This is a genomic window from Corallococcus sp. AS-1-6, from assembly GCF_020037015.1.
In the GTDB taxonomy this organism is placed as follows: domain Bacteria; phylum Myxococcota; class Myxococcia; order Myxococcales; family Myxococcaceae; genus Corallococcus.
In genome coordinates this window covers 180,807-203,472 of the sequence record NZ_JAIQDE010000012.1, presented here as the reverse complement: position 1 = coordinate 203,472, position 22,666 = coordinate 180,807, and the positions used below count along the sequence as shown (strand labels likewise).

18 protein-coding genes are annotated in these 22,666 nt (G+C 71.8%); 11 read left to right on the top strand and 7 right to left on the bottom strand.

Annotated elements, in window-relative coordinates:
- Nucleotides 1-175: 175 nt before the first annotated feature.
- Both K8612_RS18820 and K8612_RS18815 read left to right on the top strand, forming a co-directional pair.
- The gene (locus K8612_RS18820) at nt 176-1,120 is read left to right on the top strand and encodes a GNAT family N-acetyltransferase (RefSeq protein ID WP_223763280.1); all 945 of its coding nucleotides are present in this window, start codon (nt 176-178) and stop codon (nt 1,118-1,120) included.
- Between the two features lie 30 nt (nt 1,121-1,150).
- Complete coding sequence (locus K8612_RS18815) at nt 1,151-2,017, top strand: hypothetical protein (protein WP_223738979.1); 867 nt, start codon at nt 1,151-1,153, stop codon at nt 2,015-2,017.
- Nucleotides 2,018-2,024: 7 nt separating this feature from the next.
- On the opposite strand, the gene K8612_RS18810 is transcribed toward K8612_RS18815, so the two are convergent.
- Nucleotides 2,025-3,197, bottom strand: coding sequence for a zinc-dependent alcohol dehydrogenase (locus tag K8612_RS18810; RefSeq protein WP_223763279.1), 1,173 nt, complete (start codon nt 3,195-3,197; stop codon nt 2,025-2,027).
- A gap of 175 nt (nt 3,198-3,372) precedes the next feature.
- On the opposite strand from K8612_RS18810, the gene K8612_RS18805 reads away from it, so the two are divergent.
- Together K8612_RS18805 and K8612_RS18800 are read left to right on the top strand one after the other, a co-directional pair.
- The gene (locus K8612_RS18805) at nt 3,373-4,218 is read left to right on the top strand and encodes an AraC family transcriptional regulator (RefSeq protein ID WP_223763278.1); all 846 of its coding nucleotides are present in this window, start codon (nt 3,373-3,375) and stop codon (nt 4,216-4,218) included.
- 45 nt (nt 4,219-4,263) lie between these two features.
- Nucleotides 4,264-5,490 carry a hypothetical protein gene (locus K8612_RS18800; protein ID WP_223763277.1) on the top strand — a complete coding sequence of 409 codons (1,227 nt, stop codon included), beginning with the start codon at nt 4,264-4,266 and terminating at the stop codon, nt 5,488-5,490.
- A gap of 7 nt (nt 5,491-5,497) precedes the next feature.
- Here the strand turns inward: K8612_RS18800 and K8612_RS18795 are convergent, their stop codons facing one another.
- Nucleotides 5,498-6,820, bottom strand: a complete 1,323-nt coding sequence (locus K8612_RS18795; protein ID WP_223763276.1) for a hypothetical protein — start codon at nt 6,818-6,820, stop codon at nt 5,498-5,500.
- Nucleotides 6,821-6,834: 14 nt separating this feature from the next.
- A complete protein-coding gene (locus K8612_RS18790; protein ID WP_223763275.1) occupies nt 6,835-7,707 on the bottom strand; it encodes an ATP-grasp domain-containing protein in 873 nt (290 codons plus the stop codon).
- A 213-nt stretch (nt 7,708-7,920) separates the two neighbouring features.
- Between K8612_RS18790 and K8612_RS18785 the strand changes: the two genes are divergently transcribed.
- On the top strand, nt 7,921-8,949 hold the full coding sequence (locus K8612_RS18785) for a serine hydrolase (protein WP_223763274.1): 1,029 nt from the start codon (nt 7,921-7,923) through the stop codon (nt 8,947-8,949).
- Between the two features lie 7 nt (nt 8,950-8,956).
- Here the strand turns inward: K8612_RS18785 and K8612_RS18780 are convergent, their stop codons facing one another.
- Nucleotides 8,957-9,499, bottom strand: coding sequence for a hypothetical protein (locus K8612_RS18780; RefSeq protein WP_223763273.1), 543 nt, complete (start codon nt 9,497-9,499; stop codon nt 8,957-8,959).
- A 64-nt stretch (nt 9,500-9,563) separates the two neighbouring features.
- On the opposite strand from K8612_RS18780, the gene K8612_RS18775 reads away from it, so the two are divergent.
- Nucleotides 9,564-10,163 carry a hypothetical protein gene (locus K8612_RS18775; RefSeq protein ID WP_223763272.1) on the top strand — a complete coding sequence of 200 codons (600 nt, stop codon included), beginning with the start codon at nt 9,564-9,566 and terminating at the stop codon, nt 10,161-10,163.
- Between the two features lie 408 nt (nt 10,164-10,571).
- Here K8612_RS18775 and K8612_RS18770 read toward each other — a convergent pair whose 3' ends face one another.
- Nucleotides 10,572-11,393, bottom strand: coding sequence for a HEAT repeat domain-containing protein (locus tag K8612_RS18770; protein WP_223763271.1), 822 nt, complete (start codon nt 11,391-11,393; stop codon nt 10,572-10,574).
- 157 nt (nt 11,394-11,550) lie between these two features.
- Between K8612_RS18770 and K8612_RS18765 the strand changes: the two genes are divergently transcribed.
- From K8612_RS18765 to K8612_RS18755, 3 genes are all read left to right on the top strand, one after another.
- Nucleotides 11,551-13,068 (top strand): chitinase, encoded by a 1,518-nt coding sequence (locus K8612_RS18765; protein ID WP_223763270.1) that lies wholly within the window; start codon nt 11,551-11,553, stop codon nt 13,066-13,068.
- 156 nt (nt 13,069-13,224) lie between these two features.
- Nucleotides 13,225-14,523: a sigma 54-interacting transcriptional regulator gene (locus K8612_RS18760; RefSeq protein ID WP_255671855.1), complete on the top strand. Its 1,299-nt coding sequence runs from the start codon at nt 13,225-13,227 to the stop codon at nt 14,521-14,523.
- Nucleotides 14,524-14,698: 175 nt separating this feature from the next.
- On the top strand, nt 14,699-15,520 hold the full coding sequence (locus tag K8612_RS18755; protein WP_223738990.1) for a hypothetical protein: 822 nt from the start codon (nt 14,699-14,701) through the stop codon (nt 15,518-15,520).
- Nucleotides 15,521-15,596: 76 nt separating this feature from the next.
- On the opposite strand, the gene K8612_RS18750 is transcribed toward K8612_RS18755, so the two are convergent.
- Nucleotides 15,597-16,505 carry a papain-like cysteine protease family protein gene (locus K8612_RS18750; protein ID WP_223763268.1) on the bottom strand — a complete coding sequence of 303 codons (909 nt, stop codon included), beginning with the start codon at nt 16,503-16,505 and terminating at the stop codon, nt 15,597-15,599.
- Between the two features lie 115 nt (nt 16,506-16,620).
- Between K8612_RS18750 and K8612_RS39260 the strand changes: the two genes are divergently transcribed.
- Nucleotides 16,621-19,374, top strand: a complete 2,754-nt coding sequence (locus K8612_RS39260; protein ID WP_306799671.1) for a tetratricopeptide repeat protein — start codon at nt 16,621-16,623, stop codon at nt 19,372-19,374.
- Between the two features lie 43 nt (nt 19,375-19,417).
- On the opposite strand, the gene tal is transcribed toward K8612_RS39260, so the two are convergent.
- Nucleotides 19,418-20,539 (bottom strand): transaldolase, encoded by a 1,122-nt coding sequence (tal, locus tag K8612_RS18735; RefSeq protein WP_223763267.1) that lies wholly within the window; start codon nt 20,537-20,539, stop codon nt 19,418-19,420.
- 207 nt (nt 20,540-20,746) lie between these two features.
- Here tal and K8612_RS18730 point away from each other — a divergent pair, with 207 nt between their 5' ends.
- Nucleotides 20,747-22,654 (top strand): transketolase, encoded by a 1,908-nt coding sequence (locus tag K8612_RS18730; RefSeq protein WP_223763266.1) that lies wholly within the window; start codon nt 20,747-20,749, stop codon nt 22,652-22,654.
- Nucleotides 22,655-22,666: the final 12 nt, after the last annotated feature.

The window sequence follows — 22,666 nt, the reverse complement described above, 5'->3', positions numbered from 1 at the left end:
GGTGACACATGTCCTGCCCTGGGGGGCTGAGGGGGGCGCGAAGCGCTGGAATCAGGACATCCGCGCTGCACCCCGGGGGGCGGTGACGGACCTGGGTCCCATCCACATACCCTCTGGCTGTTCCGGGCACTGTCAGGCCCGCTGTTTCCGCCCGGGGGGCGCACCCGTGAATCCAATGGCACCGTGGAGAGCCGTCCTCGTCCCTGACGGAGGCCAGCGCGCCGTTTCGGCTGACTACTTCCGCTCCGAGCAGCACCTGCGCGCGGAGGGCGTGACGCACAGCCTCATCGTGGAGGACGGGGCGGGGCGGGCGCTCCGGGTGCCGCTCATCGTGCGGCCCATTGAAGGCACGGGCTACCGGGACGCGGTCTCTCCGTATGGGTTTCCCGGGGCGGAGCTGAACGGGCTCTCCGAGGTGCCGGTGGATGCCATTGATTGGCGGGGCACGGAGCTGGTCAGCATCTTCCTGCGCGACCGCATTGGCGGGCCGTACTGCTTCGCGGGCGGCCGGCTGCGCGGGGAGGTGTGCCTCATCGACCCGAAGCTGCCGCTGAAGTTCCGCGGCGACCACGGGGCGGACATCCGGCGCAACGCCCGGCTCGGCTACGTCAGCTCCGTCGTTCCGGTGAAGGACTCCACGCAGGAGCAGCGCCAGGCGCTCAAGGCCATCCACCGGCAGACCCTGGCCCGGCAGCAGGACGGGGTGCGGTACTCCTTCTCCGACGCCTGGTTCGAGGAGGTCTTCACCTGTCCCTTCGCGTGGCTGGTGACGACGCGCGCGCCGGACGGGGCGGTGGCCTCCTCCGCGCTGGTGGTGCTGAGCGACGGGCTGCTGCACGACTTCATTGACGGCACGGCGGACGCGTACCGGATGCATTCACCGGCGAAGAACGAGTTCCCGGTGATGGTGGAGCTGGCGGAGAAGCTGGAGGCCTGCGTCCACCTGGGCGGCGGCGTCCGGCCGGGCGACGGCGTCGAGCGGTTCAAGCGCGGCTTCGCCAACGCGATGTCCCGGTTCTACACGCACGACATCATCTGCGACCCGGAAGCGTACGCGCAGTTGTCCCAGGGGCACGCGGGCGAGGACTTCTTCCCCGCCTACCGCGCGCCCCGTTCCTGACGTTCCCGTGTCGTTGGTGGAGGGGTTCCCATGGTCCTGTCACTTCCCCAGCTCCGCGATGTCGCGGAGGCCCGCTTCACATGTCTCACGGAGCGGGAGCTGGCCGAGCGCCGGCGCGAAGAGGGCGTTCGCGTCATCTCCCACCGGGGGCATTACTGGGAGCAGTCGGGGGCGCCCGGCTTCTTCCAGCCGGTGCACCTGCTGGCGCGGCTGACGCCGGATGAGGCCACGCCGCCCACGCCGCTGGCCTGGGGCTACCGCGCGGCGCTGACGCCGGAGACGGCGAACGCCGCCACCGGCAAGGTGCCCGTGGTGCGGCTGAAGGACCTGGACACCTATGACATGAGCCGGCTGAACTCGAACCGGCGCAGCAAGCTGCGCAAGTGCCAGCGCACGGTGCGCATCGTCCAGCTCACGGGGCCGTCGCTGCTGCTGGAGCAGGGCTATCCCGTGGTGCGGGACGCGCTGACGCGCACGCAGCACAAGAAGATCCCCACGCTGGACGAGTACCTCAAGGGCCTGCGGCAGTACTTCGCCTCCGACCACTGGTGCGTGCTGGCGGGGATGGTGGACGACAAGCTGGGCGGCTACCTGGACGGCTACATCGTGGACGGCGTCGCGTATGGCTTCAGCGCCTACTACGCGACGTGGGCGCTGCCGACGAACATCTCCACGGGCCTCATCTACGAGTTCGCGCAGGTGTGCCGCCGGCTGGGGGCCCGGACCCTGGTGGGCGGGCTGCATGCGCGCGAGGCGGCCCAGCTCGAACAGTTCAAGGACGAGCTGGGCTTCGTCGTGGATCCGGTGCCCATCCACTGGGGCATGAACCCGCTGGCGCGCGCCTTCATCCGCTGGCGCCGCCCGAACGCGTACTACCGGCTGACGGGGCAGGCCTGAGCGCGGGCTACGGCGTCATCACGACCTTGATGCAGCCGTCCTCCTTGTCGCGGAACTTCTTGTAGAGGGCGGGGGCGTCGGACAGGCGGGCGCGGTGGGTGATGAGCCGCGTCGGGTCGATGGCGCCGGCTTGGATCTTCTCCAGCAGGGGCCGGGTGTAGCGGTGCGTGTGCGTCTGGCCCGTCTTCATGGTCAGGCCCTTGTTGACGAAGGAGCCGAAGGGGACCTTGTCCAGGAAGCCCACGTAGACGCCGGGCACGGAGAGGGTGCCGCCCTTGCGGCAGCAGTGGATGGCCTGGCGCAGCGCGTGCGGCCGGTCCGTGGCCAGCTTCACCGCGGCCTTCGCCTTGTCGATGACGGCGTCCAGGCTGCCGGTGCCGTGGGCCTCGGCGCCCACGGCGTCGATGCAGCGGTCCGGCCCGCGGCCGCGGGTCATCTCGTTGAGGGTGTCGAAGACGTCCTGCTTCGTGAAGTCGATGGTCTCCGCCTTGCCCCAGGACTTCGCGAGCGCCAGGCGCTCCGGCACGTGGTCGATGGCGATGACCCGGCCCGCGCCGAACATCCACGCGCTCTGGATGGCGAACTGGCCCACGGGGCCGCAGCCCCACACGGCCACGGTGTCTCCCTTCTCCATCTCGCAGTTCTCCGCCGCCATGTAGCCGGTGGGGAAGATGTCGGTGAGGAAGAGGACCTGGTCCTCGGTGAGGCCGTCCGGAATCTTGAGGGGGCCCACGTCCGCGTACGGCACGCGCACGTACTCGGCCTGGCCGCCGGAGAAGCCGCCCAGCATGTGCGAGTAGCCGAAGAGGCCGGAGGGCGAATAGCCCATCACCTTCGCGGCCATCTCCGCGTTGCGGTTGGAGCGGTCACAGAGGGAGAAGAGGGTCTTCTGGCAGAAGAAGCACTCGCCGCACGCGATGTTGAAGGGGACGATGACCCGGTCGCCCTTCTTGAGTTTGGTGACGCCGGAGCCCGTCTCCATCACCTCGCCCATGAACTCGTGGCCCAGGACGTCACCGCTCTTCATGGTCGGCATGTAGCCGTCCAGCAGGTGCAGGTCGGAGCCGCAGATGGCGGTGCGGGTGACGCGGATGATGGCGTCGCGAGGGTCCTCAATCTTCGGGTCGGGGGCGGACTCGTAACGGACGTCGCCGTGGCCATGCCAGCAGATGGCTTTCATCAGTGCGGCTCCTTAGGAGGGGTTGGAAGAGGCTTTGGGCAAAGCTGGGGACTCGGGGCGTGCACGGCCAACGTGGGCGGGCCGCGGCCGCCTGGCCGACTGGCGCTCGGAAGAGGAAGGGCGGAATCGACGCCCGGGGATGCAATGGGACCCCTGGCGGATGCGAAAGTGAGGCGTGACCTCCGCCCCCGTCCTCGACTTCGGCCGCTACCTGGGCACGCCCCTCCAGCGCGTGGAGGTGGCGGGGCTCGTGCTCACGGAGAGTACGTACGCACCGGGTGTCCGGTTGCCATCCCACGGGCACCGGCACGCGGGCTTCCGGCTCACGTTGGAGGGAGGCTTCACGGACGTGGTGGAGGGCCGCGCGCGAGAGTGCACGGCCCGCTCGGTCGCCTTCCAGGCGCCCGGGCTGGAGCACGCGCAGCGCATCCGGGACGTGCGCACGCGCACCTTCAACATCGACTTCTCGGAGGCGTGCTGGCGGTCGCGGAGCGCGCTCGCCGGGCGGTTGGATCCGCGGGTGGACCTGTCGTCGGCGCGGCTGGTGGCGCTGGCGGCGCGCGTGTACCAGGAGTTCCGGAGCGCGGATGACGTGGCGGCGCTGGCCATCGAAGGGCTGACGCTGGAGCTGCTGGCGGAGGCGGTGCGCGCGTCAGCGCCGGTGCGGGAGGCGGGGGGCCCTCCGGCGTGGCTGGGGCGCGTCCGGGAGCTGCTGGACGCGGCGCGCGGACCGCCGCCCACGCTCGCGGCGCTGGCGCGGGAGGCGGGGGTGAGCCCGCAGCGGTTGGGGCGGGCCTTCCGTCAGGCCTGGCGGTGCAGCCCGGCGGAGTACCTGCGCCAGGTCCGGCTGGAGCGCGCGGGCCGGGCGCTGCGCGAGACGCAGCGTCCCCTGGGCGACATCGCGCTCGACGCGGGCTATTGCGACCAGAGCCACCTGACGCGCGAGTTCCGCCGCCGCCTGCACCTCACCCCGGCGGAGTACCGGCGGCTGGTGGGGCGTGCATCCGGTTCCACGCGGTAGGTTTCGTCCAAGACGGCGGTGGGCGGGCGGTCCTATCTCCCGGCCATGACCCTGCCATCGCATTCCTTCCGCCGCGCCGTGGCGCTCCTGGGCGCGGCGCTGATGTGGACCGCCTGCGCGGGTTCCCGGCCCGTCCCGGCGGCGCCGGAGCCGGCCTTGCGCCGCGTGGACTCCGGACGCACGCGGTGGGTGCTGCGCCCGTCGGAGGCGTACGACGCGCTGTGCCTGTTGAACCTGCTGCGAGGCGACGCGTTCTACACGCGCTTCTACCCGGCGGAGTTCCAGCGCTTCTCCGCGCTCCTGGAGCCGCGGGAGCAGGCCGCGCTCGCGCACCTCACCGAGCGGATGGCGAAGCAGGGCGGCAAGATGGTGGGGCCGTTCCTGACGCTGGTCTTCTCCGTCACGGGGCCCACCACGGTGGAGGACCTGGCGGCGACGGTGGCGGACGACGCCGCGTGGAGCCGCATGCGCGCGGACTTCCTGGCCACGTCCTACGGGCGGGAGGACGGCTTCGCGGAGATGGAGGACGTGCGAGGGGACCTGGGCGTCCTGCTGGCGTTCCTCGAGCGCGTGGAGTTCCCCCGCGTCTGGCGGGCGGAGTACCTGCCGCAGGTGGAGCAGGCCCTCTCCGGGCTGGCCGCGAAGGTGGCGCCGCACGACGTGGTGGGCTGGGACGAAGCCGTGCTGGGCAGGGAGCTGCCGGTGGCGGCGCTGAGCGCGCACGTGCTGAAGTTCGCGAAGCCGCACGGCATCCGGGTGACGGGGTGGAACTTCCTCACGGACGCGACCTATCCGGCGGACGTGACCGTGAAGACGGCGGTGCATGAGCTGCTGCATCCGCCGTTCACGCGCGAGGGCGAACTGGACGCGAAGCTGTCCGCGCTGGAGGCGGACCCCTACTTCCAGCGGCTGGTGCGCGAGCATGACCCCGCGTTCGGCTACACCACGGCGCGCGGCCTGACGGAGGAGGACTGCGCGGAGGCCATCGACGTCTACGTCAGCGAGCGCGAGGGCCTGCTGCGCGACCGGGAGGGCCGGCCGCTCACGGGGGCGGAGTTCTTCCGCGACCACGACGACGGCATGCACGTGCTGGCCTTCGTGCTCTACGAGGAGCTGAAGCGCGCGGGCCCTTCCCGCGCGGGGACGTACGAGTCCTTCCTGCTGGGCCTGTTCGAGCGGGGCGTGCTCGAGCCGGGCGGGCTGGAGCGCCGCTTCCGCGCCTCCCCGGGGCACTACCCCGTGAAGGCGCTGGGCGAAGCGGCGGCGCCGTGACGGCGGTTCACGGCGGGGTGTCCTGGGCGGTGCTCTGGTCCAGGCGCTCCTGGAGGGCCTTCCAGCCGCGGTTGCCCACTTCACGCGCGCGGTCGAGCGTCTCGCCCGCGCCCTGCGCCACCTGCTCCGGGGAGAGCTGGGCCGTGCGCTGGCGCACCCGGTCCATCCAGATGAGCGGGGCATGGAGCTCTCTGGCCCGCTCCGGCCCCAGCAGCACGGCGAGCACGTGCTCCAGGCCTCCCGCGCGCGCGAGCAGCGTCCGGCCCAGGAGCAGCGTCGCGCGGGTCTGCTGGAACAGCGGCAGGCTGTCCCCGTGCTTGCGCAGGGCCTGCGCGCTGTCGTGCACCTCGCGCCGCTCCGCCTCCTCCAGGTAGGGGCTGGCCGCGAGCTTGTCGAGCGCCGCCGCCGCCTCTTCGTAGCGTCCGCGCCGCGTGTGGATGAAGGCCCAGCCCCACCACGTCAGCTCGTTCTCCACGCCCAGCGTCTGGAGCGAGCGCAGCCCCTGCTCGATGTCGTCCTCGGCGGCGCGCTCGCGCTTGAGGCCCATGCGGTTCCAGGCGCGCAGGAAGTGCCCGGCCGCGAGCACCGCCTCCCGCGACTGCGCGGGCGTGCCCTGCTGGATGGCGGGGAAGCCCTCTGGTGGCAGGCGCTCCGTCTCGGTGATGAAGCCGGTCAGCTCCTCCTCGGCGGCGTAGTGGTAGCCCGCCTGGCAGAAGGCGACGCCCCGGCTCGCCTGCACCGCGGCGCGCAGGGCCGCGGGCCAGGTGGGGGAGGGCGTGGCGCGCGACAGCTCGTAGAAGACGAGCTCCGTGGCGGGGATGCGGTCGGACTTCTCCGCGGTGTCCAGCGCCAGCAGGACCGCGGCGAGGAAGGCGTGCTCCTGGCCCGCGTCGTAGGTCGCCAGGGGCAGGGGCGCGCCCTCGGCCCACCGGGTCCACAGCAGGGGGAACTCGTCCTCGTCGCGCGTCTGGAGCGTCTTGCGCGCCTTGTAGAGGGCGATGCCCAGGTCCAGGTACGTGCGGGCCGCCGCGCGCGTCGCCTCGTCGGTGAGGGGCTTGTCCGGCAACGCGCGCGTTTCGGCCACGGCCTTCCAGAGCAGGGCCACCTCCTCCGGAGCCCTGGGGTCGTCGCCCGCGCGCACGGAGAGCTTGAGGGCGCGGTAGGGCACGAGCGCGACGGAGTCCCGGAGGCGTTGGTCGATTTCCGCGCGTTCCTTCGCGGCGCGCTCGGCGTCTGTCTTCTGGCAGCCGCCGCACGCGGTGAGTCCAACGAGGAGGAGGGCGGCGATGCGGTGGCGCAGCCCCCGGTGCGCGCGGACGGAGTCCTTCATGTCCGCGCACGGTATCATCCGAGCAGCGCGGCGAAGAGGTCGCGCGGATCCAACCCGGGCGGCAGTCCGGAGACGCCGCCGTCATTCACCTCCACCACCGCCCAGCCGCCGTCCTCCAGCATCGCCACGTCCATGGTGAAGAACGGGGAGGGGATGCGGCGGCCCAGCGGCTCGAAGGCGGTGAAGTCGGGCACCTCCACGTCGAACTCGTGGTACGGCTCCGCGGCCAGCAGCCGGCCTCCGCCGAAGAACAGCCGGAACTCCAGGTGCGCGGGGCCCGCGGGCGTCCGCCCGTACACCTTGAGCGGCAGGTAGCGGCGCACCACGAAGCCCCGCTCGAAGCGGTCGCCGCGCTCGTCGAGCAGGCTCTGGCAGGTGCGCTCGAAGTCCTCGCGCGTGGCGTCCGACGGCACGAAGCACGCCTCCGCCCAGCGCTCCTTCGCGGACTTCACGTGGTCCTTGAGGATGTACGGCGGAGGCCCCAGCTTCCGCGCCGCCCTCCACGCCTCCGCCACGTCCGGCCCCTCCGTCCAGACCGAGCGCGCGGTGTAGCCGGCCAGCCGCGGGTACCAGTGGGGCAGGTAGTGCGCGGCGGCGTACTGCTCCGGCGTCGTCACCAGCCGGTGTCCCAGCGCGCGCACGGCCTCGTCGAGCTCCGCGTACTCCTCCTCCGTGAGCATCCAGCCCCGGTACAGCATCCGGAGGTGGCCGCGCTCCGGCACGCCCGTGAGCGCCCTGGCCGCGTCGCCCGACAGCAGGGCGGAGAGGTCCGCCTGGTACGTGTCCACGCCCAGCGCTTCGGCCGCGTCGGCCTCCACGTCGAACGGATCCGGCTGGTGCGGGTTGCGACCGAAGAGGATTGCCTTCACGGCGGGGGAAGCGGGCATCCGGTGGCCTTTCGTCAGGGGAAGGGCCCCCGTGGACGCGAGCACACGCGGGGCCTGACACGGCCACGGCGGGCGCTGGCGGGCGCGGACGCGGGCGGCATGTCGGGACGAAAGGGGCCTTCCGTTTGGCGGACGGCCTCGCACGGTGGGGCCTGACAGAGCCGCTTCCGGAGGGCTTGCTCACCGGGTGGCGGGCCCGTAAAGCGCCACTCCATGTCGAACCCTTCCGACCTCCTCCACGCGGAGCTGCAGCCCTACCTGCGCGGCTACCCGACGGCCTCCGTGTGCGCGGCGATGACGTGGCGGGGCGCGCTGCACGTGGAGGGGCTCCGGCGCAAGGGGACGCCTCCGGCCACGGACGCCCTCTTCTCCCTGGGGGCGCTCACGGAGGTCTTCACTGCGGCGCTCTTGTCGGTGATGGTGGAGCGGGGGGACGTGCGGCTCGACGAGCCCCTGGGGAACCTCATCCCCGCGTCGCTGCTCAACGACGAGGTCGCGCGGAGCATCACGCTGGAGCAGTTGGCGACGCACACCTCCGGGCTGCCGCACCTGCCGCCGAACCTGGACGCGGCGCCCTCGAACCCGGACGACCCGTTCGGCCACTACTCCGCGAGCCTGTTCGGCGAGTTCCTGCGCAACTACCACCCCCGCCGGCCGCCGCCGCACCCGTCCTCCGAGTCCTTCCTGGGCATGGGGGTGCTCGGCCACGCGCTCTCCCGGCGCATGGCGCTGAACTACGGGCACCTGATGCGGGACCTGCTCTGCAAGCCCATGGGGCTCATGGACACCACGGCGCGCGTGACGGAGGAGCTGGCCCCGCGGCTGTTGCAGGGCCACACCGCGCGAGGAAAGCCCGTGCCGCCGTGGACCTTCCCGGCGCTCCCGGGCGGCGGCGCGATGCACTCCACGGTGGGGGACGTGATGCGCTTCCTGGAGACGAACCTGGGGCGCGGAGAGACATCCTTCACGAAGGCCCTGTACCGGATGCAGGCGCGCCGGGTGAAGGCGGGGTCCTTCCAGCGCGGCCTGGGATGGAACGTGTCCCAGGTGCGAGGGAAGGACGTGGTGTGGCGTTCGTCGGTGATGGGGGGCTACGTGGGCTTCATGGGGCTCAGCGTCGCGGCGGACGCGGCCGTGGTCCTCCTCGCGGACCACGGCTGGTCGCTGTTCGCCGCGCTGCGGGGGCGCGTGCCCCTGGAGGCGCCGGGGCTCGCGCTGCTGTCGCGGTTCCTGCCGCCGTGACGGGGCTTCAGGAGATGGTGAAGCGGTAGAGCTGGAAGCCGCCCGAGGAGGCCATCTCGAAGTCGCGCACGTTGCGCGGGGCGCCGGTCTCGCTGCGCTGCGCGAGCTTGAAGTCGCCGGTGCCGTTGCTGGCCTGGAAGCGGAACTCGTACGCGCCCGGTTCGGTGGGCAGCGGGGCGGCGGACATCTTGGTCACGGCCAGGTTGGCGAAGCCCGGAAGGGTCTCACCGTCCGGGCGGCGCACGGAGCCGATGGCGCGCAGGAAGGGCGAGCCGCCGGTCAGGATGAGGTACTGTGGGTCGGCGGTGCGCGCGGGCTTCGCCGGGGCGGAGGGGGCCGGGGTGGGCTCCTCGGAGGGGCGGGCCGCGCCCTTGGCGCCGCGCTTCGACTTCGATGCGGGCTCCTCGCTGGGGGCGGCGGCGGGCTCCTCAGGTGCTTCGGTGGGAGCGGCTTCGGCTTCGGAGGTCTTCCGCTTCGCGGCGCGGCCCGTGCCCTTGCGCGAGGGGGCTTCCTCGGCGGCCGTTGCCTCCGTGGCGGGAGTCCCTTCCACGGTGCTCGCGGGAGCGGCGTCGGTGGCGCCGGTCTCCGCCTGTTGCGTGGGAGCGGCGGACTCCGTGGGGCTCTCCGAAGGCGTGGCGGCGGGAGTTCCTTCGGCGGGGGTCTTCTTCGCGGAGGACCCCTTCGGCGTCTTCCCCGCGCGCTTCGAAGGAGCCGCGCTGGCATCCGTCTTCAGTTCGGCCGTCTCCGCAGCCGCGGTGGCCGGCTCGGGAGCTTGGGGCGGCTGTTCGGAGTGGACCGACGCGGAGGCCTTCGGGGCCTCCTCGGTTGATGCGGGCTCCGCGACGACTTCAGCGGTCTTCGATGCATCGCCCTTCGGGTTCTCCTGGGTCGAGGCAGGCTTTGACGCGGAGGCCTTCGGGGCCTTCTTGGTTGAAGCAGACGGCGCTACGGCTGCCAGAGCCGCACTTCCGGATGCCTTCGATGCGGAAGTCTTGGGGCTCTCCTTGGCCGGGGAGGACTTCACGGCGGCTGTCTTTGAGGTCTGCGCGGCCGGCGTCTTCAGCGCCTTCGCACCGCCTGCCTTCACGGTGGAGGCCTTCGGCGCTTGCGCCGCGGACTTCGATGCAGGCGCCTTCGAAGCGTGTGCACCCGACTTCGCCGCGGAAGCCTTCGGAGTCTTCGCTCCCTTCGAAGCGGAGGTCTTCGGAGCCTGAGCCGCCTTCACGACAGGCTTTGCCTTGGAGGCCGGGGCCTTTGCCGCCGCACCCTTCACCGCCTTCGCGGGCTGCTTCGGCTTCGCGACCGCGGCCTTCTTCGCCGGGGCTGGGGCCCTGCCCCCGGCAGGACGGCCCCCGGGCTTCGAGGCGGCCTTGCCAGCGGCACCGCGGGACTTGGACGAATCAGAGGAGGCGGAAGGTCGGGTCGGGCGGCGCTGGGCCATAAAGTCATCCTCGGAGGACCCGAGCGGTCGGCGCCGTCGGCCCTCGTCCCCTGATGGCTAGTGCACCCACCGCCGCGCTGCAAGGCACACGTGGGGGGCCCGCACGCTTCCTGTCGCCCGGAGACCGCTGGACGGGAGGAAGCCCTGGGATTTCCACGGGAGCGGCCCGTACCGTCATGGCTCAGCCGAGCGATTCCAGGTGAGCGATGGCCTCGGCGAGGACGCTGCGGAAGTAGCTGTTCGCGTTGCCGGAACGGTCCCGGATGTGGTGAAGCAGCGTCAGGAGCGAGACATCCTCCAGCTTCTGGGCTGCCTCGACGGCCAGGACGCCGACCTCGCTTCCCTCCAGCTCGCGGCGCAGCGGCTCCAGGACGCGCGGGTCCTTGCGCAGCGCCAGTCCGACCAGGGCCTCGCCGCGAAGCTCCATGTCGGTCTCCATGAGCCGGTCGAACAACGCATCCCGAAGCTCGGGCGTGTCCACTTCCTCCGCCTGGCTGCCCAGGCTGAAGGTCGCCCAGTTGCGGACGTCCGGGTCGCTGTCGCGGGAGAGCACCATCAAGGTCTGGATCGCGACCGGATCCCGGTGCGGCATCATCCCCATGACCACGCCCATCCGGACGTCCTCGTCCGGGTGAGCCTTCAGGGGCTGAAGGGCGGCAACCGCCCGGACATCCCGGAGGTGCCCCAGGGCCACGGCCATGGAGTTCAGGACGGCGGCATCCTGCTCCGAGGCCAGCGCGGACAGGATTTCATCCGCGCACTTCGTGACGAGCGCATCGCTACGGTTCCGTCCGCCCAACTGACCCAGGATGTCCGCGCCACGTCCGCGCTCACGTGAAGACGTGGAGCGCAGCAGCTTCACGGCGGCCTCGAACACCTCGTCGCTGCCTCGGAAGTGCAACTCGCTGATGGCCTCCCAGGCTGTTTCATCCTCCTCGTCCCCCTGCAATGCGAGGGCAATCAACTCCGGAATGGAACGGTCTTTCATGGGGCCCAGCTCCAATCCCCCCTCCACCTCCAGAGGGAACAGCTATGGGAAGAGGATAGCGCAAGGCGTGCTCCAGGCTCACCGCGAGGAATGGAGTCCACGCGGTTGACCCGAATCGCCGGGGCCCGCCCTCCCTGTGTCCCGGACCCCTTTTCCGGGAGGCTTTTCCCCCATGCATCCCCCTCGTTCGTCGTCCCGCGCGGCGCTCGCCGCGCTCCTGTTGCTATTGCCCACCCTGGCCCTGGCGGCGGACCGGGGCGCCTGGGCCCCGGGCGTCGCGTACGCCGTGGGCGACATCGCGTCCTATGGCGGCAAGGGATATGACTGCCGGCAGGCCCACACGTCCCTGGTGGGCTGGGAGCCGCCCAACGTGCTCGCCCTGTGGCTGGAGCGCACCGGCACGCCTCCCTCGGACACGCAGGCCCCCACCGCGCCCGGCTCCCTGCGCTCCACGGGCGTGACGGCCTCCAGCGTGTCCCTGGCGTTCAACGCGTCCAGCGACAACGTGGGCGTCACCGGCTACGAAATCTTCGTCAACGGCGGCACCAGCGCGGCGGCCACCAGCACCACCCCCAGCGCCACCGTGACGGGGCTCGCCGCCAACACGACCTATACGTTCACCGCGAAGGCGCGCGACGCGGCCGGCAACCGCTCCGTCGCGAGCAACAGCGTCGCCGTGACGACGGGCAACACGGCTCCGGCGGGCAGCAAGGTGCTGGTCGGCTACTGGCACAACTTCGACAACGGCTCCACCAACATCCGGCTGCGCGACGTGTCGTCCATGTTCAATGTCATCCAGGTGGCCTTCGCGGAGCCGGTGGTGGGCGCGCCGTCGGGCACCATGGGCTTCACGCCGTACAACGCCACCGTGGCCGAGTTCAAGGCGGACATCGCCACGCTGAAGGCGCAGGGCCGCAAGGTGCTCATCTCCCTGGGCGGCGCCAACGGCACCATCCACCTGGACGACGCGGCGGCGCGGCAGGCCTTCGTCACCAGCATGCAGGGGCTCATCAACACGTATGGCTTTGACGGCCTGGACCTGGACCTGGAGGGCGCGTCGCTGTCACTCAACGGCGGGGACACCGACTTCCGCAACCCCACCACGCCGCGCATCCAGAACCTCATCGCCGGCACGCGCCAGTTGCTCAACGACAACGGCGCGGGCTTCCTGCTCACCATGGCGCCGGAGACCGCCTACGTGCAGGGCGGCTACGCGGCGTATGGCGGCCCGTGGGGCGCCTACCTCCCCGTCATCCACGCGCTGCGCGACCGGCTGACGTACCTGCACGTGCAGCACTACAACACCGGCACGGTGATGGCCCTGGACGGCCGCGCCTACGCGCAGTCCACGCCGGACTTCCACGTGGCCATGGCGGAGATGCTGCTCCAGGGCTTCCCCGTGGGCGGCAACGCGAGCGCCGTCTTCCCCGCGCTCCGGCCGGAGCAGGTCGTCATCGGCCTGCCGTCCTCGCCGCAGGCCGCGGGCGGCGGCTACACCACGCCCGCCAACGTGCAGAAGGCGCTGGACTACCTGATGAAGGGCCAGTCCTTCGGAGGCACCTACGTGCTGCGCCAGGCCGGCGGCTACCCGGGCTTCAAGGGGCTGATGACCTGGTCCATCAACTGGGACGCCTTCACGAACCACGAGTTCTCCAGCAGCCACCGCGCCTACCTGGACACCTACCGGTAGGCACGGTGCGGCCTCCGCCCCCCGGGGCGTCCCGCCCTCCGCCTGCGTGCTAGCGTCGGCGCGGTGTCGACACGGGATGACAGGCCGGAGGGGCGGGTGACGCCGTCTTCCGACAGGACCCGGACCCTTCCCGAGAAGCCCGGGGGAAAGGTCCGGTTGAAGCTGTGGGTCCTGTCGGGGCCCTCGGCCGGCCGGAGCCACCCGCTGCCGGTGGGGGAGTACCGGCTGGGCAAGAGCGCGGACTGCGACATCGTGCTCGAGGACGGCACCGTGTCCCGCCACCACCTGCGGCTGGAGGTGCGGGAGGACCGCGTCGTCGCCACGGACCTGGGCTCCTACAACGGCTCCTTCTGTCAGGGCCTGCGCTTCAGCCAGTTGGAGGTCCAGCCCGGCGCCATCCTCCGCCTGGGGGAGACGCAGCTCAAGGTGATGCCCGAGGACACGCGTGAGCGCTCGCTGCTGCTGTCGCCGCGCGACCGCTTCGGCGCGCTGGTGGGCCAGAGCCGCCGGATGCGTGAGGTGTTCACCTTCCTGGAGCGCATGGCCCCGGGCGACTCGGACGTGCTCATCCAGGGCGAGACGGGCACCGGCAAGGAGCTGTGCGCCGAAGGGCTGCACCAGGAGAGCCCGCGCGCGAAGAAGCCCTTCGTGGTGGTGGACCTCGCGGGCATCGCGCCGTCGCTCATCGAGTCCGAGCTGTTCGGCCACGTGAAGGGCGCCTTCACCGGGGCGCAGGCGGACCGGGCGGGTGCCTTCGAGCGCGCCCATGGGGGCACCGTCTTCCTGGACGAGGTGGGGGAGCTGCCCCTGGAGTTGCAGCCGCGCCTGCTGCGCGTGCTGGAGCGCCGGCAGGTGAAGCGGGTGGGAGGCAACGACTACCGCGCGCTGGACGTGCGCGTGGTGGCCGCCACCCACGTGGACCTGGAGGCCGCGGTGAAGGCGGAGAAGTTCCGCCGGGACCTCTTCCACCGGCTGGCCGTGCTGCGCGTCGTGCTGCCGCCGCTGCGCGAGCGTCCGGAGGACATCCCGCTGCTCATCGACGCCGTGCTGGAGCGCCTGGGCAAGCCGCCCAGCACGCTGTCGGACCAGACGCGCGCCCTGCTCGCCCAGTATCCCTGGCCGGGCAACGTGCGCGAGCTGCGCAACGTGGTGGACCGCGTGGTGAACCTGGGGGAGGAGTCGCTGCCGGACATCGACCCGGGCGTCCCCGGCCGCGCCACCTCCCGCGCGGGCGCGCTGGACCTGGCCCGGCCCTTCAAGGAAGCCAAGGAGCAGCTCGTCGAGGGTTTCGAGCGCGACTACCTCAAGAGCCTCCTCAAGCGCTGCGAGGGCCGCTTCAACCGCGCGGCCCGGGAGGCCGGCATCGACCGGGTGTACCTGCGCAAGCTGATGCGCAAGCACGGCCTGGAGCTCAGCGACGGCAAGCCCGGGGCGGACGAAGACGACGCTGGGTGACTGCAGTCACCCCCTGGGACCGCCACCGGGTGACTCGAGTCACCCACCCGCGAGCCCGCTCCGGGGGGCGCTCCCTCGGGGAGCCCGGCGCGACAGGGGGACCGGGGCGTTGGCATCGCTCCTGCTTTGGGGATGAGCACCGGCCACTGACGGCCACAACGACCCCGAGCAACCCATGATCTCCTCCATCTCCTCCCGCTCCAACCCGTCCTCGCTCTTCACGTCCCGGCTCCAGCAGACCGAGCCTTCGCAGCCGTCGCAGGCGGCCCAGGACAGCGCCGCGGCGGCCCTGCGCAACAAGCTCTTCCACACGGACAGCTTCCAGGCCCAGCCCGCGACGGGCACGCAGGCGGTGCAGTCCACCACGCCCTCGGCGCGGCCCGCGGGCGCGGGCTCCGACCCGGTGAGCGCGAGCACGCTCGTCTCGAAGAGCTCGCATGACGCGTCCAGGGACTACCCGGCGGTCTCGTACTCGGAGGACAAGCTGTACAACAACAAGTCGCTGGGCTTCTGGAAGAAGGAGATCTGGGACACCGCCACCCAGGCGGGCGCCACGCCCGAGGAGGCCGCGGTGCTCGTCGCGCAGGCGATGCAGGAGGGCGGCACGGACTACGCCAAGAAGGGCGACTCGACGAACTACGGCCCCTTCAACCTGAACGAGGACCTGCTCAAGAACTACGGCAAGCACCTGCCAGCCAACCTCCAGGACCTCAACAAGGAGACCCCGGAGGCCATCAAGCTCAACGTGACCAACGCGCTGGACGCGATGCGCGCGATGGGGGCCAACAACTACCTGCACCACGTGCGCGGCGGCCGCACCAACTTCGAGCACCCCGAGCAGCGCATCAGCAACAACCCGAACGTGAAGGCCGATGACGCGTTCGCCTTCGAGCGCAGCATCTCCAACAACGCGCGCCTCTTCCTGGAGTCCATCCAGGCCAACCCGTCCGCGCTGACCAGCAACCAGCGCTTCGCCTCCGACATCCCGAACATCTGAGGAGACGGTCGGGCGTGGAGGACGGGGCCCCGCGTGCGATGCACGCGGGGCCTCTTCGCGTCCCCACGCCGGGGCGCTACGAGCCGGACTCGCGCGAGCCGAACGAGTTGTTCTTGGAGCCGATGCCGGAGGAGTCCCCCAGCGGGGTGGCGTGGTTCACGTTCGACGCGGCGAGGGTGGACGTGTCACCGCCCTTGGGATTGACGATGAGCATCCCGCCGCCCTGGAACGAATCCCAGCCGGAGTTCATCGCCTGGGTGAGGTGCTGGAGGCTCACGTCATGGCTGGAGCCGGTGGCCGGATCGTGGATGCGGTACTGGCCCTGGGCATCCTTGCCGTCGATCTCCACCCAGTGCGCGCTGCCCGCGGGCGTGGTGCCGGAGGCGCCGGGCTGGATGAGGTTGGAGTCCACCAGGGCCAGCGCCTTCTTGCCCGAGTCGAGCGCGGCGTTCAGCGCGTCGCGGTCGAAGTTGGAGGCGCCGCGCGTCACCTCGAAGCCCTGGCCCGCGAGCATGTCGCTCATCTGCTTGGGCGTCGTGCCCTTGCTGTCGGAGTAGCCTGCTTGCAGCGACTGCACGAGCTGGGCGTCCGTCTGCCCCTGCCCCCCGCCGCTGGCGCGCACCAGCATCGCGGCGGCCGTCGCACCGCAATTGATGTCGTCCGTCTGCCGGAGGACCGGCGTCGGCTGGGCCCAGCCCTTCGCGTCCGGGGACTTCGCGTCCGTGAGCGAGGGCACCTGCTCCATCTGGGACAGCTCCAGGGGCCGCGCGCCCTGGGGCTGCCCGGCCTGCGCGGCCTGCGCGGCCCATTGCCCCGCGACCTCGGGGGACTCCTCGAAGCGGTCCTGCGGCAGGTGGGTGGACTGACGCGCCTCGTGCACCGGCTCCGGCGCGCGTTGGCCCTGGACCTGCGCGTTGCCTTGCGGCGCGGCTGGTTGCTCGGTGGGCAGGGAGACAGGGTGGTACTGGGGACGGGTGACGTTCATGATCAGCCCTTGTGCTCGGGGGAAGAGACCACGGCCCCCTATTATCGAAGGGGAGGATAGCCCGGTTGTGGGGGCATGGTGATGGCCGCGCCAGCGCCTCTAGGATGTCCCCACCATGAAGACCCCGGCCGGACATGAGCGCGACGACACGCTCCCCGCGCGCAACCCCGAGGGCGAGGCGACGCGCCTGCTGCCGCGGAAGTCGGCGGAGCCCGTGTCCGCGACGAGCGATTCGGACCGGCAACCCCGGGCCAGCGCGTCCTCGCCCATCCAGGTGGGGCGCTACCTGCTCCTGCGGCCGTTGGGCGCGGGAGGCATGGGCGTGGTGTACGCGGCCTATGACCCGGACCTGGACCGGAAGGTCGCGCTGAAGCTGCTGCGCCCGGATGGGCACGCGGATCCAGAGCAGGGACGGGCGCGGCTGCTGCGCGAGGCGCAGGCGATGGCGCGCATCTCGCATCCGAACGTCATCCCGGTGTTCGACGTGGGCATCTGGGGCGCCCAGGTCTTCCTGGCGATGGAGCTGCTGGAGGGAGGCACGCTGGGGCAGTGGCTGAAGGAGGCCCCCCGCTCGTGGCGCGAGGTGCTGGAGGCGTACCTGGGCGCGGGCCGGGGGCTGGTGGCCGCGCACGCGGTGGGGCTGGTGCACCGCGACTTCAAGCCCGCCAACGTGCTGAGGGACCGCCGGGGCCGCGTCTGCGTGACGGACTTCGGGCTCGCGCGCCAGGTGGGGCTGCCCTCTGGCGACGACGCGGACCTCGCCGCGCGGGAGGTGGCCGACCTGGCGGCGTCGCGGCGCATGCTGGATGCGCCCATCACCGTCACCGGCGCGGTGATGGGCACGCCGAACTACATGTCCCCGGAGCAGGTGCTGGGCGCGGTCCCGGACGCGAGCACGGACCAGTTCAGCTTCTGCGCCGCGCTGTACGCCGCGCTCTACGGCCAGCGCCCCTTCGACGTCGCGCGCATGCAGGCGCTGCGGACGCCGGCCGACCTGGAGGGCCCGGACGCGCCCCGCCTCCTGGAGCCGCCGCGCGACTCGCGGGTGCCCGCGTGGGTGGGCCGGGCGGTGATGCGCGGGCTGGCGCTGCGGCCGGCGGAGCGCTTCCCGTCGCTCGCGGAGCTGCTGGACGCGCTGGGGCAGGAGCCGAAGCGCAGGGCCCGGCGACGCGCGTGGAGCGGCGCGGCGCTGCTGGCGGGCGGACTCCTCCTGGGCGGAGGCGTGCTCCATCATCAGTCGCGCGTGTGCGAGGGCGCGGACGCGCTCATGGCCCGCGTGTGGGGGCCGGCGCAGCGGGAGCAGGTGGTGCGTGCCTTCACCGCCACGGGCAGCCCGCTGGGCGCGGACATGGCCGGGCGCGTGGCGGCCGTGCTGGACGGGTACGCGCGAAGCTGGAGCCAGCAGCACACGGACGCGTGCAGGGCCACGCTGGTGGAGGGCACCCAGCCGGAGGCCCTGCGCGTGGAGCGCGTGGTGTGCCTGGAGCGGCGGCGCGAGGACGCGCGCGCGGTGGTGGCGCTGCTGTCCTCCGCGGACACCGCCCTGGTGGAGAAGTCCCTGTCGCTGGTGAACGCGCTCCCCGCGCTGGACGAGTGCGCGGACGTGGCGAAGCTGGGCGAGCAGCAGCGCCTGCCGGAGTCGCCCGCGGAGCGCGCCGAGGTGGAGCGCCTGGAGTCACTCCTGTCGGAGGTGAAGGTGCTGGTGGATGGCGGACGCCTCCCCCAGGCCCGGGCGCGGCTGGAGCCGCTCGTGGAGCCCGTGCGCGCCACCGGGTACGCGCCGCTGATGGCCCGGCTCCAGCTCCAGCAGGGCTGGATGCGAGAGCAGCTCGGGGACTCCGAGGGGGCAGCGACCGCGCTGCGGCAGGCGGCCTTCGACGCGGAGGCCGGCAGGGCGGACCGGCTGAAGGTCACCATCCTCAACCGGCTGCTCTACGTGGAGGAGGGCCAGCGGCACTTCGAGCCGGCGGAGGTCTGGAGCGGGCTCGCGGACGCGACGCTGCGCCGCATGGGCGGCGACGCCGTGCTGGAGGCGGAGGTGCGGGTCAACCAGGGCAACCTCGCGGTCGCGAGGAATGACTTCCCCCGTGCGAAGGCCCTGTTCGAGGAGGCGCGGACGCGGGCGGAGGCGGCGTTGCCGGAAGGCCACCCGCTGCGCGCGCGCATCCTCTTCCTCCAGGGAGGGCTGGCGATCCGGATGAAGGACACCGCGCGCGGCGTGGCGTTGATGGAGCGCGCGCTGTCGCTGACGGAGGCCGCCGTGGGCCCGTTGCACCCGGACACCGCGCGGAGGCATGACGCCCTCGCCTGGGCGCTTCGCGAGGCGGCGGAGCCGGCCCGGGCCCTGCCGCACGCGCGCGCCGCCGTGGAGATCCGCAAGGCGCTCCTGGGCGCGCGCACGTTGCCGGTGGCGGAGGGGCTGGACGAGGTGGGCATGTGCCTGCTGGCGCTGGGCCGCCATGACGAGGCGCTGCGCGTCTACGAGGAGGCGCTCGCGACGAAGCGGCAGGTGGCGCCGCCGGGGGACGAGACCTTCCAGTACAGCCAGGACGGCGTGGGCCAGGCGCTGCTGGGCCTGGGCCGCGCGAAGGACGCCATCGCGCCGCTGCGGCTGGCGGTGGCGTACCCGTCGATGCCGGACGCGACGCTCGCGGAGTCAGGCTTCGCGCTCGCGAGGGCGTTGTGGGAGGCCGGAGAGAAGCAGCCCGCGAGGCAGGAGGCGGAGACGGCCCGCGCGCGCTTCGTCCGCGCCACGCGCGAGCCCGAGGCCGCGACGGTGGCCCGCTGGCTGGAGACGCACCCGGCGGACCTGGAGCCCGCCGCCGTCCCCGCGCGCTTCCAGCAGCCTCCTCCACACGGAAGTCGGTAGCGCCACCGGGTGACGCCGCCGCCTTGGACGTGGGCGTCCGGCCTCAGGTCTTCTTCAGTTTGTCGCCCACCGCGGCGAGGAGCTGGTCGAAGGACTCGGAGAACAGGCGGATGCCGTCGGTGGCCAGCTCGTCGGTGACGGTCTTCATGGAGATGCCGGCCGCCTCCAACTGGCGCATCGTCGCCTCGGCCGCCGGCAGGTCCTCCTCCAGGCTGGGGCGCACCTTGCCGTGGTCCCGGAACGCGTCGATGGTGGCGGGCGGCATGGTGTTCACCGTGTCGCGGCCGATGAGCTCCTCCACGTAGAGCACGTCGCGCAGCTTCGGGCTCTTGGTGCTGGTGCTCGCCCAGAGCACGCGCTGCACCTTCGCGCCCTTCGCCGCGAGCGCCTTCCAGCGCGCGCTCCCGAAGACCTCCTTGAAGGTGCGGTAGGCGAGCTTCGCGTTGGCGATGGCGACCTTGCCGCTCAGCCCCTCCATCGCCTTCTGCTGCTCCGGCGTGGCGCCCGCCTTGAGCTTCTTTTCCATCTCCTTGTCCACGATGGCGTCGATGCGGCTGACGAAGAACGACGCCACGCTCGCCACGCGGCTCACGTCCCCGCCGGACGCGGCGAGCTTCTCCAGGCCGGAGACGTAGGCCTCGGCGATCTGCTTGTAGCGCTCCTGGCTGAAGAGCAGCGTCACGTTGACGTTGATGCCCTCGGCGGTGAGCTGCTCGAAGGCCGGCAGGCCCGGCAGCGTGCCCGGCACCTTGATCATCACGTTGGGCCGCGCCAGCGTCTTCCACAGCCGGCGCGCCTCCTCCAGCGTGCCCTGCGTGTCCAGCGCCAGCCGGGGAGACACCTCCAGCGACGCGTAGCCGTCCTGGCCCTTCGTCGCGTCGTACACGGGCTTGAGGAGGTCCGCGGCGCCCTGCACGTCGCGCACCGCGAGCTGCTCGTAGAGGTCGTTGCCGGAGAGGCCCTGGCCCTTCGCCGCGTCGAAGAGGTCCTGGTAGTCGTCGCTGCCCGACACGGCCTTCTGGAAGATGGTCGGGTTGGAGGTGAGCCCCTTGAGCCCGTCCTCTTCGATGAACTTCTTCAGCGTGCCCTTCGTGATGTAGCTGCGCTGGAGGTTGTCCACCCAGACGGATTGGCCGAACTCGGCGAGCTGTCGCAGCGGATTCATGGATTCTCCCGGCGGGGGCGCGAGGCGCCCGGATGGCGTTTCTTCAAGATGCGCATGCCCTGTCGCCCACGTCCGGCCGGGCGGGCAGGCACTCGCGGATTCTGCCTGCGAACAGGGCCAGCGGGGGGCAGCGCTTCTCGGAAGCGGGGGCAGTCAACACACTAGCCAGGGCACACCCCTGGCCCCCCAAACCCGGGAGCGGAAGAGATGGCGGACACCTTGGCGGACCTCGCGGCGCAACTGCGCATCGACAGCATCCGCTGCACCACGGCGGCGGGCTCGGGCCATCCCAGCTCGTCCATGTCCGCGGCGGACATCATGGCCGTGCTGTTCCAGAAGTACCTGCGCTTCGACTTCCAGCAGCCGAAGGCCCCCAACAACGACCGCTTCGTGCTCTCCAAGGGCCACGCCTGCCCGGTCCTCTACTCCGCCTTCAAGGCGGCGGGCGCCATCGACGACAGGGAATTGCTCTCGCTGCGCAAGTTCGGCAGCCGGCTGGAGGGCCACCCGAACCCGCACGTGCTGCCGCTCGTGGACGTGGCCACCGGCTCGCTCGGGCAGGGGCTGGCGGTGGGCGTGGGGATGGCGCTCAGCGCGAGGATGGACGGGCTGCCCTTCCGCACCTACGTGCTCATGGGCGACAGCGAGACGGCGGAGGGCTCCGTGTGGGAGGCGTTCGACAAGGCCGGCCACTACGGGTTGGACAACCTGTGCGGCATCATCGACGTGAACCGCCTGGGGCAGAGCCGCGAGACGGAGCTGGGCTGGAACCTGGAGGCCTACGCGGCCCGCGTCCGCGCCTTCGGGTGGAACGCCGTCACGCTGGATGGCCACGACCTGGACGCCATCGACCGGGCCTTCGCCGAAGCCCAGGCGAAGAAGGGTCAGCCCACCTGCCTCATCTGCAGGACGGAGAAGGGGCGCGGCTCCTCGCTCATCGCCAATCATGACGGCTGGCACGGCAAGCCGCTGCCGGAGGACAAGGCGAAGGACGCCATCCGCGAGCTGGGCGGGGAGCGCCACGTCCGCATCCAGGTGAAGACGCCGGAGGCGCTGAAGGCCACCGTCCAGGACAAGGCCTCGCCGTTGCGGTTGCCCACGTACGAGGTCGGCCAGAAGGAGGCCACGCGCAAGGCTTATGGCGACGCGCTCCTGGCGCTGGGCAACGCCCGGCCGGACGTGGTGGCGCTGGACGCGGAGGTGTCCAACTCCACGTACGCGAGCGAGTTCCAGAAGGCGCACCCGAAGCGCTACTTCGAGATGTTCATCGCGGAGCAGAACATGGTGTCCAGCGCGGTGGGCATGGCGGTGCTGGGCAAGAGGGCCTTCGTCAGCACCTTCGCGGCCTTCCTGTCACGCGCCTATGATCAGGTGCGCATGGCGGCCATCTCCAACGCCACGGTGCACCTGTGCGGCAGCCACGCGGGCGTGTCCATTGGCGAGGACGGCCCGTCGCAGATGGCGCTGGAGGACCTGGCGATGATGCGCGCGGTGGGCGGCAGCACGGTGCTCTACCCGAGCGACGCGAACCAGACCGCGAAGCTGCTGGCGCAGGTGCTGGAGCGTCAGGGCATCACCTACCTGCGCAGCACGCGTGAGAAGACGCCGGTGCTCTACCCCGCGACGGAGGAGTTCCCCATTGGGGGCAGCAAGGTGGTGCGCCAGTCCGGCCAGGACGTGGCGACGGTGGTGGCCGCCGGCATCACGCTGCACGAGGCGCTCAAGGCGTATGAGGCGCTGAAGGAGGACGGCGTCCCGGTGCGCGTCATCGACCTCTACTCGGTGAAGCCGGTGGACGCGAAGACGCTGCGCAAGGCCGCGCGCGAGACGCAGGGGCGGCTCGTGGTGGTGGAGGACCACTGGGCGGAAGGGGGGCTGGCGGACGCGGTGCTGGAGGCCTTCACCGGCGAGCGCGAGCGGCTGCCCACGGTGGTGCGGCTCGCGGTGACGAAGATGCCCGGCTCCGGCAAGCCCGCGGAGCTGTTGAACGCCGCGGGCATCGACGCGGAGCACATCGTGGAGGCCGTCACCTCGCTGGTGGAGGCGGAGGCGGCCCGGGGCGGGGACGGCCGGGGCAGGCCGTCCGAGGACGCCTGGGGCCACACGAACGCGTAGCCCCGGGTGTCT

Coding starts and splice junctions, on each gene's coding strand:
- K8612_RS18820 (WP_223763280.1), top strand. CDS start 176: ATGGCACCGTGGAGAGCCGTCCTCGTCCCTGACGGAGGCCAGCGCGCC.
- K8612_RS18815 (WP_223738979.1), top strand. CDS start 1,151: ATGGTCCTGTCACTTCCCCAGCTCCGCGATGTCGCGGAGGCCCGCTTC.
- K8612_RS18810 (WP_223763279.1), bottom strand. CDS start 3,197: ATGAAAGCCATCTGCTGGCATGGCCACGGCGACGTCCGTTACGAGTCC.
- K8612_RS18800 (WP_223763277.1), top strand. CDS start 4,264: ATGACCCTGCCATCGCATTCCTTCCGCCGCGCCGTGGCGCTCCTGGGC.
- K8612_RS18795 (WP_223763276.1), bottom strand. CDS start 6,820: ATGAAGGACTCCGTCCGCGCGCACCGGGGGCTGCGCCACCGCATCGCC.
- K8612_RS18790 (WP_223763275.1), bottom strand. CDS start 7,707: ATGCCCGCTTCCCCCGCCGTGAAGGCAATCCTCTTCGGTCGCAACCCG.
- K8612_RS18785 (WP_223763274.1), top strand. CDS start 7,921: ATGTCGAACCCTTCCGACCTCCTCCACGCGGAGCTGCAGCCCTACCTG.
- K8612_RS18765 (WP_223763270.1), top strand. CDS start 11,551: ATGCATCCCCCTCGTTCGTCGTCCCGCGCGGCGCTCGCCGCGCTCCTG.
- K8612_RS18755 (WP_223738990.1), top strand. CDS start 14,699: ATGATCTCCTCCATCTCCTCCCGCTCCAACCCGTCCTCGCTCTTCACG.
- K8612_RS18750 (WP_223763268.1), bottom strand. CDS start 16,505: ATGAACGTCACCCGTCCCCAGTACCACCCTGTCTCCCTGCCCACCGAG.
- K8612_RS39260 (WP_306799671.1), top strand. CDS start 16,621: ATGAAGACCCCGGCCGGACATGAGCGCGACGACACGCTCCCCGCGCGC.
- tal (WP_223763267.1), bottom strand. CDS start 20,539: ATGAATCCGCTGCGACAGCTCGCCGAGTTCGGCCAATCCGTCTGGGTG.
- K8612_RS18730 (WP_223763266.1), top strand. CDS start 20,747: ATGGCGGACACCTTGGCGGACCTCGCGGCGCAACTGCGCATCGACAGC.